The sequence below is a fragment of the Anaerolineae bacterium genome, assembly GCA_016931895.1.
In the GTDB taxonomy this organism is placed as follows: domain Bacteria; phylum Chloroflexota; class Anaerolineae; order 4572-78; family J111; genus JAFGNV01.
Genome location: JAFGDY010000124.1, coordinates 1 through 10,210, shown reverse-complemented (window position 1 = coordinate 10,210; position 10,210 = coordinate 1). Strand labels below are relative to the sequence as shown.

7 protein-coding genes are annotated in these 10,210 nt (G+C 53.6%); 5 read left to right on the top strand and 2 right to left on the bottom strand.

The window, feature by feature from the left end:
* The first annotated feature begins 468 nt into the window (after positions 1 to 468).
* From JW953_09500 to JW953_09480, 5 genes are read left to right on the top strand one after another with little or no spacing between them, the layout of a single operon-like run.
* The gene (locus tag JW953_09500) at positions 469 to 1,887 is read left to right on the top strand and encodes a trimethylamine methyltransferase family protein (GenBank protein MBN1992930.1); all 1,419 of its coding nucleotides are present in this window, start codon (positions 469 to 471) and stop codon (positions 1,885 to 1,887) included.
* Between the two features lie 24 nt (positions 1,888 to 1,911).
* Positions 1,912 to 4,107, top strand: coding sequence for a molybdopterin-dependent oxidoreductase (locus tag JW953_09495; GenBank protein MBN1992929.1), 2,196 nt, complete (start codon positions 1,912 to 1,914; stop codon positions 4,105 to 4,107).
* A 49-nt stretch (positions 4,108 to 4,156) separates the two neighbouring features.
* Positions 4,157 to 4,942, top strand: coding sequence for an IclR family transcriptional regulator (locus tag JW953_09490; GenBank protein ID MBN1992928.1), 786 nt, complete (start codon positions 4,157 to 4,159; stop codon positions 4,940 to 4,942).
* A gap of 16 nt (positions 4,943 to 4,958) precedes the next feature.
* Entirely contained in the window at positions 4,959 to 6,365 is a 1,407-nt protein-coding gene (locus JW953_09485) for a trimethylamine methyltransferase family protein (protein MBN1992927.1), read from the top strand.
* Between the two features lie 57 nt (positions 6,366 to 6,422).
* Positions 6,423 to 7,829 carry a trimethylamine methyltransferase family protein gene (locus JW953_09480; GenBank protein MBN1992926.1) on the top strand — a complete coding sequence of 469 codons (1,407 nt, stop codon included), beginning with the start codon at positions 6,423 to 6,425 and terminating at the stop codon, positions 7,827 to 7,829.
* A 12-nt stretch (positions 7,830 to 7,841) separates the two neighbouring features.
* Here JW953_09480 and JW953_09475 read toward each other — a convergent pair whose 3' ends face one another.
* Together JW953_09475 and JW953_09470 are read right to left on the bottom strand one after the other, a co-directional pair.
* Complete coding sequence (locus tag JW953_09475; protein ID MBN1992925.1) at positions 7,842 to 8,582, bottom strand: pentapeptide repeat-containing protein; 741 nt, start codon at positions 8,580 to 8,582, stop codon at positions 7,842 to 7,844.
* A gap of 101 nt (positions 8,583 to 8,683) precedes the next feature.
* Positions 8,684 to 10,210: hypothetical protein (locus JW953_09470; protein ID MBN1992924.1), on the bottom strand; the 1,527-nt coding region annotated here is incomplete at its 5' end.

The following is a 10,210-nucleotide window of genomic DNA, read 5'->3' as shown; positions in this document are numbered from 1 at the left end:
CCCCAATATGTAGGGGCGAATCCTTGTGGTCGCCCTGGGCAGGCACAAGACCTGCCCCTACACCACGGAAATTCTGGAAGAACCATAACTATTTTTGTCCGGCAACACTGCCCTAAATTTTGATGCCGCCGAGTATAACATAGATTTCTGTATTCCCAAGTTAGACGGCGATTAATAAATCATCAAAAGAGACTCAACGATTGATAACTTGAATCCAATCAAAATTCTATTGACGACGTATCAAAACAGGTGTATAATATAAATAGTTGATTATGGGAACATAGTTGCGTATTATGAAACAAAAGATGGTACCCTCCAATAGTTGATTGCCATTGCGCCCAAATTGGTCAATTTTTTGCATCCATCCTCTGACCAAATGGGTATTTTAAATATGCCGACCCGCCTGCCTTAACCGTTCGGTAAGCAGACCAAGTCAAACAAAACTAAATACCAGGAGAGCAAAGCGACATGAACCTTCGGACTTATCCCCGCTTAACCATGTTAAACCGGGAAAATTGTTTACGGCTTCATCAGGCCTCGTGCCACATCTTAAAAAATACAGGCGTAAAAGTTCATAGCGAGACCGGGCTTGACCTGTTGCGTCGGGCCGGGGCCGTAATCACGGATAATCTGGTCAAAATTCCCCCCTCGCTGGTTGAACACGCGCTGGCCACGGCGCCGGGGAGTTTTAACCTTTACCGGCGCGGCACCACCGAGGTCGCAATCAAGCTGGATGGTGAGGCTGCCTATTTTGGCCCCGGCTCAGATACGCTGCACTATCTTGACCCCCGCACCGGCCAGCGCCGCGATTTTCAGGTGGCCGATATTGCGGATTGCGCCCGGTTGTGTGACGCGCTGCCAGAAATAAATTTTGTTATGTCGGTGGGCATTCCCCGCGATGTGCCCGGCGAGCGTCACTATCGCCACCAATTTGCCGCCATGCTGCGGCACGCCACCAAGCCCATTGTTTTTGTATGTGATAACCTGGCCGACATTGAAGCCATTGCGGCCATGGCTGCGGCGGCTGCCGGGGGGATGGCCCAATTCAGTCAATACCCCACGCTTTTGCTCTATGCTGAACCCTCCACGCCGTTGCAACATTCACGCACCGCCGCCGAAAAATTGCTCTTTTGCGCCGAATATCGTATTCCGGTGACTCACTCGCCCGCGCCGATGATGGGCGGCACCGCGCCGGTTACATTGGCCGGAGCCGTGGCCCTGGGCAACGCCGAAATGTTGAGCGGGCTGGTGATGCACCAACTCAAAAATCCCGGCGCGCCGTTTCTGTACGGCCACGGCGTGCATCACATGGATATGAAAGAGATGGTCAGCGTGTACGGCGCGCCGGAGTTTCAACTGGCCCGGGTGATGGCCGCCGAGATGGGCCGCTTTTACGGCCTGCCGGTGTGGGGCTATGCCGGCCACAGCGATAGCAAAGTGGTTGACGCCCAGGCCGCGGCCGACGCCCAATTTGCGGTGCTGGTGGCCTTGCTGGCCAAAACCAATCTCAACCACGATGTTGGCTATCTGGAAAGCGGGCTGACCGGCTCGCCGGAAATGATGGTGTTGACCAATGAAATCATCTCTATGACCCGGTCGTTTGCGGCCGGCGTGAGTCTTGATGATGAAGCCCTGGCCGTTGAGGTGATTAATGAGGTGGGGCCAGGCGGGCAATTTATCAATCACGACCATACCTTTGCCCACTGGCGCGAATTATGGCTGCCCCAACTCTTTAATCGCCAGCGCCTGGACGCCTGGGAAAAACAGGGAGCAAACGATATCAATGTAGCCTTGCGCGATAAAACGATTGCGTTGATGGATGAGCACTGCCCTGATGCTTTACCGGCTTCGGTTGAAAGCGAAATTGAGGCTATTTTGAAATTATAGAACGGTGGTTGTAGATAGGTTGGCATGCAACAACAAGCAACAATTTCTAAAAAAATCTCAAATGCTAAACAAGTTCAAATTGTGCCCGGCATGTGCGGCATTTGCCCGGCGGGCTGTGGCGTTAATATCCACCTGGTGGATGGTCGAATTGAACGCCTATCGCCATTAAAAAATCATCCCCAGGGCATTGTTTGCCCGCGCGGGATGCGGGCCGGGGAAATTGTTTATTCCAAAGATAGACTGCTCTACCCGCAGCGACGAAACAAAACGCGCCGTAACTTTGAGCGTATCACCTGGGGCGAGGCGTATACGCAGATTGTTGATAACCTGCAACAAATTGCCCGGAAATACGGGCCGGAGGCTATTTGCATTTACACGGGCCGGGGTAATTTTGAATTTGGCCTTAACGAAATGTTTGCCCCCAACGGCACCGCCGAGTCGTCGGCCAATGCGGTGCTGTTTCCCTTTGGCTCGCCCAATACCACCGGGGTGGGGTCGTTGTGTTACGCCTCGTATGGCATGCTGGCGTCGCGGGCCTGTTTTGGCGATTACATCCGCAACGTTGAAGAAGATATTGACCACGCCGATTTAATTTTGGTGTGGGGCGAAAATCCGGCCACCGACTCCCCGCCCATTAACGTGCGCCGCATCAGAATGGCCCAAAAACGAGGGGCGCGCGTGATTGTGATTGACCATCGCCGCAGCGAATCAGCCCGGGCGCTTGATGCGGAATGGGTCGGCGTCCGGCCGGGCACCGACGGCGCGCTGGCCCTGGGGGTCATCCACGTTTTGCTCAAAAAAAATCTTTACGACCATCACTTTGTTGAAAGCTGGACCCACGGCTTTGACGCGCTGCGGGCCTATGTGCAAAATTTTAGCCCGGCACGGGTCGAACAGATTACCGGCGTTCCGGCCGAGCGTATGGTTGATTTAGCCGTAGCCCTGGCGCAGGCGCAAGGCTGTTCTATTTTAACCTACAGCGGGCTGGAGTATTCCAACAGTGGGGTGCAGGCCATTCGCGCCCTGTGGATTTTGCAGGCCCTGGCCGGCCATCTGGACGTGCCCGGCGGCAAATTATTCAAAATGCGTAACCGCTTGCAGCTTAATCGTTTGCTAACCGATCCGCCTTCGCCGGAAGATGCGCCCAAGCCCATTGGGGCCGACGAGTATCCCCTTTACTACGAAACCCGCCAGGAAGCCCACGCCGCCCTGCTGCCCCGGGCCATCCTGGAAAACAAACCTTATCCCCTGCGGGCGCTGATTATCAGTGGCGCTTCGTTGATTACCTCGTGGCCCAATCCCGACTTGTGGCGGCAAGCCCTGGCCGCGCTTGACTTTCTGGTGGTCATCAACCGCTTCCCCACCGCCGATGGATTGTATGCTCACCTGCTGCTGCCCGCGACCACTATGTTTGAAATGGAATCGGTGATGATTTATGACGGCTACCTCCAACTGCGCCAGCGAGTCATTGAACCGCTGGGCGAGGCCCGGAATGATTATCTCATTTTCGCAGAGTTGGCCCAACGCCTGGGTTATGGCGACCGCTGGCCCCAAACCGAAACAGAAATGGTAGAATATATGCTGCGCAATACCGGGGTCACTCTGGCTCAACTTCGCGCCCACCCGGAAGGCATATCCTATCCTCGTCCGCTAATGACCTATCGCAAGTATGAAACCGGCCAGCTCCGCGACGACGGCCGGCCCGGTTTTAATACACCCACCGGAAAGTTTGAAATAACTTCCGAATGGTTGCGCCAACACGGCTACGAGCCGCTGCCGGTCTACACCGAGCCGGTTGAAGGGCCGCTGGCAGCCCCGGCCCTGGCCCAACACTATCCCCTGGTTTTTAACTCCGGGGCGCGCACGCAATTTGCCTTCCGCTCGCAACATCACAACATTCCCTCGCTGGTGGCCCGGCAACCGGAACCGCTGGTCCACCTTCACCGGCAGGACGCCCAAAAACGCGGCATTGCCGATGGAGATGAAGTATTTGTCATTTCGCCGCGCGGCCGGGTGACGTTTCGCGCCCGCGTTACCGAAGACATTGTACCGGGCGTGGTGGAAGCGAACATGGGCGGAGGCGGCCCGCTGGGGCCGCTGGCCTGGCAACAGGCCAACGTCAATGAGTTGACCGATTTTGACAATCGCGACCCTCTCTCCGGCTTTCCGGTGTACAAAGCCCTGTTGTGTGATGTTGTCAAAGTTGAGACCACGAGGTAAAATTAATTATCCATCCTCAGTGTTTGCGCCACCACGAAAAGAGGCAATCGTGTCGTCTCTACCCAAACAATCCCCTCACGCTACTATTCAATCGGTGCAGCGCGCCCTGGCTATTCTGCGGTGCTTTACCAGGGAGGATACGGAATTGGGCGTGACGCATATCAGCAAACAACTGGCCCTGCACAAGAGCACGGTCTCCCGGCTGCTTTCAACCCTGGAGCAAGAAGGGTTTGTGGAAAAAAATCCCGTAACTGAAAAATACCGTTTGGGGTTGCAGTTGGTCACGCTGGCCGGCATTGCGCTGGAGCAGATTGACCTGCGAGAGGTGGCCGCGCCCTATTTGAGCCAATTGGCCGAAGTAACCCAGGAGACGGTCAACATTGTAGTATTGAGCGGCAATGAGTGTATGAACATTGATGGCGCTGCCAGCCCCAGACCCATCCGTTACGTAGGCCGGATTGGCCGCCGCACGCCGTGCCATTGTACAGCAGCCGGTAAGGTTTTGCTGGCCTATTTGCCCCCCGAAGCGCAACAACAAATTTTACCAAATCCGTTAACCCGCTTTACCGACAAGACGATTATTGATTTTGACGTGTTGAGGCAAGCCCTGGCAAAAATTTACGCGCAAGGTTACGCGATAACCCACGAGGAGCATCAAACCGACCTGAGCGCGGTAGCTGCGCCCATTTTTGACCACAGCGAGCGAGTTGTGGCCGCGGTAACGGTATCCGGCCCCACCTATCGCATTGGGCCGGGTAAAATTGAACCGCTAATAGCGCCGGTGCAACAAATTGCCAACGAAATCTCGGCCAGGTTGGGCAGTGTTGCCCGCTGAATAAACGCAGGCCAAAATGATATTCACCCCTCATTTAACGCAAAAAGAGGCCGCAAAAATTCATGCCGCTTCGTTAAAGGTTTTGGCCCGCACGGGGGTTAAGGTAGACCATGAAGAAGCCATCGCCCTGTTGCTGGACGCCGGCGCAAGCAAAGATGATGAGGGTCGTCTGCTTATCCCCGCCTTGATGGTTGAGGAAGCGTTGGAAAAAGCGCGGGCATCGTCGGCAAAGATTCAACTGTTTACGCGGGATGGCGAACCGGCGATTTTGTTAAAAAATGGAGAAACCTATTTTGGGCCGGGGTCGGATGCGCTGGAAATTAGAGACCTTGATACCGGCGAATTTAGAGCCGCAACGCTGGCCGACGTGGCCGCCAATGTCACCATCGCCGATGCCCTGGGTTTTGATTTTATGATGAGCATGGCCCTGCCCAGGGATATTGACCACGTTTACCCCACCGTGTATTTTTACATGATCCGGCATACCCGTAAACCCACCGTGGTCACGTTTGCTTCGTTTAAAGCCCTGACCCAAACCTACCACATCGCCGCGCTGGTGGCCGGGGGCGAAAAATGCCTGCGCCAAAAACCAACTCTCCTGGGATACGTTGACCCCATCTCTCCCCTCTATCTGGATAGAGAGGGCACCACCAAATTGCTATTTTTGGCGGAAAAGGGGTATCCCTGCCTGTTTGCCGCCGGCGCCAATTGCGGCGCCACCGCGCCCATCACCATCGAAGGGGCGGTCAATCAGGGCAACGCGGAATTTTTGGCAGGCCTGGTGGTAGCCACCTTAAAGAATGAGGGGGCGCGGTTGGTCAGTGGGGCCAATTCTTCGGCCATGGATATGCGGACGTCGGCGGTGTGTTACGGCGCGCCGGAATGGGCGCGCACGGTGGCCCTGTATGCCGGGTTGGGGAAATTTTATAATTTGCCCAGTTGGGGCTTTGCCGGGGGCAGCGACGCGGTTGAACCCAATTTTCAGGCCGGGCTGGAAGCCTATGAAAGCATCCTGCTGGCCCTGCAAACAGAGTCGACCCTGGTACACGATATGGGCTATCTAAAACGGGGTTATCTTTATGACGCCCGGATGCTGGTTTTAAGCCAAATGATGGTTGAGCGGGCCAGAAGCTTGCTCAAGTCGTTCGATTTGACCGAAGAGGGTTTGGCCGGACGGGTCATTAATGATGTAGCCAGAGAAAAGGACGGCGTGGATAACTATCCGGCCCATCCCCACACCTATCAGCATTTTAGCCATGTTTTGTGGGCTGCGCCAAAATATTTTGAACGAGGGCTTGACCATGAAAGAGATTTACCGGATTTGTTAACCGATGAGGTAAAAGAGATATTGGCCAATCATACGCCCGCGCCCCTCTCTCCCGCGATGACGGCACAAATAGAGCGATACCTTGCTTCCCTATAATCAGTGGTCAGGGTGTCACTGCTTATTGTTTACTATCTTTATAAAGGAGAAAGACAAATGACATTCACTCCCTATTTAAGCCCCCCAGAAGCGGCCAGGCTTCACGCCGCTTCGTTAGCCGTGCTGCAGCACACCGGCGTTAAAGTGGAACATCAGGAAGCGGCGGAGCTATTGCTGGCGGCCGGCGCAAGCCAGGATGATGAGGGTCGCATTTTAATCTTCCCGCACATGGTTGAGGCGGCGCTGGAAAAGGCGCGGGCCTCTTCGGAAGAGATACAACTCTTCACCAGAGATGGCGAGCCATCAATTATTTTAAAACATGGCCAAACAAGTTTTGGGCCGGGGTCGGATGCGCTGGAAATCAGAGATATGGAGACAGGCGAATTTAGAGCCGCAACCCTGGCCGACGTGGCCACAAATGTTACCGTGGCCGACGCCGTAGGTTTTGATTTTATGATGACCATGGCCCTGCCACAAGACCTTGAGCACCTTTATCCTACCGTGTACGCTGAAATGATCCGGCATACGGCCAAACCCACGGTGGCCACTTTTGCCTCGCTTGAAGACGTGGTCCAAACCTATCACCTGGCGGCCATGGTGGCCGGCGGCGAAGAGCAATTGAGAGAAAAACCAAGTATTGTGGCTTATATCGAACCGCTTTCCCCCCTGCGGATGGTTGAGGATGTGACGGATAAATTGTTGTTTTTGGCGGAAAGGGAATATCCCTGCCTGTATGCCGCCGGCGCAAACAGCGGGGCTACCGCGCCCATCACCAGCGAAGGGGCGGTCAATCAGGGCAATGCGGAATTTTTGGCGGGCATGGTGGTGGCCACGCTTAAAAACGAACACGCCCGGTTAGTGAGCGGGGCCAATTCTTCCGCTATGGATATGCGCACGTTTGCCGTGTGTTACGGCGCGCCGGAATGGGCGCGCACGGTGGCTATGTACGCCGGGCTGGGCCAATTTTACGGTTTACCCAATTGGGGCTTTGCCGGGGGCAGCGATGCGGTTGAACCCAATTTTCAGGCGGGGATGGAAGCTTATGAAAGCATCTTGCTGGCCCTGCAAACAGGCGCAACTCTGGTTCATGATATGGGCTATCTAAAACGGGGCTACCTGTACGACCCGCGCATGCTGGTTTTAACCCAAATGATGGTGGAGCGGGCCAGAAAGTTGCTCAGGCCGCTTGACCTCACCGAAGAGAGTCTGGCCGGGCCGGTGATTGATGATGTCGCCAGAGAAAGGGGCAGCGCGGATAATTACCCGGCTCACCCGCATACCTATCAGCATTTCCGGCAGGCTTTGTGGATACCGCCAAAATATTTTGAACGAGGGGCTAATCTTGAAAAAAACTTACCTGATTTATTAACCGATGTGGTCAAAGATATTTTAGCCAATCACCAGCCTGCGCCGCTCCCGGCGACAATGGTAACTAAGATAGAGCAGTACCTGGCCTCACTCTAGCCTGCCCAATCTCTATTGAGGTTTTTGGATGAGGATAGCCCCGTGACTTTGGTCGCTGAAATCGTCGGGCCATTCTGTCTGGTCATTGTAGATGGCCTTACTCAGATCAACCTCCTGCAAATCAACCTCGTTTAAGGTGGCCCAATTTAGATTGGAGCCGCTCAAATCGGTCTGGTTCAGGTCTGCCCCATTCAGGGTAGTCCAGGCCAGGCTGGAGCCGCTCAAGTCGGCCTGACTCAAGTTTGTCTCACTCAGGTCAACCACGCTCAGGTTACACCTGTTCAAATTAGCTCCGCTCAAGTTGGCCCCACTCAGGTTAGCTCGCATGAGATTGGCCTGGCTCAAATCAGCCTCATTCAGATCGGCCCCCCTCAGATTGGCGTTTATTAAGTCGGTTTCGCTCAGATTGGCCTTGTGCAAATTCACTTCGCTCAAATCGGCCTGGTCCAGGTTCGCTTCACTGAGGTCAACCCATTTTAAATGCGCGCTACTCAGGTTGGCCTTACTCAAGTTAGCCCCATTCAGTTTGGCCCCATTCAATTTGGCCCCGCTCAGGTTAGCCTTACTTAAGTTAGCCCCCATCAGGTTGGCCCCCATCAGTTCGGCTCCGCTCAGGGTGGCCCCGGTTAAGTTGATTTCACTCAGGTCAACGCCATTCAGATCGGCCTGACTCAAATCGACTCCATGTAAATCTATTGGATTGCCTTCACCGCGCATCGTCTCAATTTTCTGTAAAAATTTTTTATTTTCCATGATTACCTTATCTCTCCGTCAGGTTATTGTAACACCTTATCGAATAAAATCAAACCGGTCGCCAGAGGGACTTATCTCTCCTGCCTAATCCCAAAATCCATTCATATTGCAAGCCATTGGCCAACCGTATCTACGGCCAGGCCGTCTCCAAAATGCTCCACAAAAATTTGAAAGTAATAAAGCTCTTCTTTGCTGCGAATGAGGGGATATTTTTCTTGCGCCTGGGTAAATGCTTCATCGCTGATAACTTTTTCAAAGTGAGCCGGGAGCAGGCCCGCCGAGCCGCTGCCCTGCGAAAACTCCTGCTTGAGACGCCAGGTAATGGCTTCTGGCAATAGCTCTGCAAATGCTTTTCTAAAGAGCCATTTTTCAATTTTCTGTTCGCCATTGGGCCTGACTTTATATTCGGCCGGGATACGCAAGGCATAATCAAGCAGTTCGCCGGAAATCAGGGGCGCAACCACCCGCACCGAGTGACATTGATTCATGCGATCCAATCTTAAAGAAGCGTTGTTGTGCAACAAACTGAGACACTCTACCTGTCGCGTAAAAAGTTCTTTGGGCGGAACGGTTTTGAGATGGACATAGCCGCCAAATATTTCGTCGCCGCCCTCGCCGGAAAGCAGAACCGCCATGCCCTCTGCCTGAGCGTATTGCGAAATGAGAAAGTTAGACACCGCACTTCTCACCAGCGACGGGTCAAAAGACTCCAGATAGTAAATAACTTCAGGCAGCACGTCCAGAACCTGCTCCAGGTTCACTATCAATTCATGATGATCAGAGTTGATATGTTCAGCCATTATCCGCGCGCTGTGAATATCGCTGCTTTCACCCACCCCGATGGCAAAGGTTTTTAATTTCGCTTGCGGCCCAAATTTCTGTTGGTAGAGTTTGCTGGCCAAATAGGCAATCACGCTGCTGTCCATGCCCCCACTCAGAAGCGCGCCGGTTGGATGAACAAAATCTACCCGCTGGCGGAGACTGCGCTGAATAATGTCTCGCACGTCCGCCGCCATCTGGTCCGGGTCTATCTGCATAATCTCTGGCGGGGTGCGCGGCAAGTCGCCAAAAGGAGTCAACCGACCCTGGCTATCCATATAATGACCGGCTGGAAATTCATAAACCGTATGGGTGACAGCCAGGATACTTTTTAGCTCGGAGGCCAGGTAAAGCGTACTGTTGTGGCGACCGTAAAAAAGTGTTTTGATACCCAATAAATCTCTGGCAGCAAATAATTCTTCGCCATCGGAAATCACCAGGGCAAAGATAGCGTCATCCAGGTATTGAAACATTTCACCACCGTGCTGTTGATACAGGTGAAGCAGTAGTTCATCTTCTCTGAAAAGTTCATCAGTAAGAAGATGTTTTTTGACCAACGTTTCCCGGTTGCCGATTTGCCCATCGAAACAAATCCGCAAATTTCCGTTTTGGGAGTTAGTGAAGGGAATTTGACCTCCGTTTTGACCGGGGGCAACATCTGCGTTAAGATGGTTTTGAGCCATGATAATGCGTTTGTGCGCCCAGATTCCAAAAACGTGGGGGCCTCGATGCGCTATTCTATTGAACATGGCCTCTAATTTTTCACGATTCGGCTGACCGTACGCCACCGCTAAACCGCTCATGTTTAT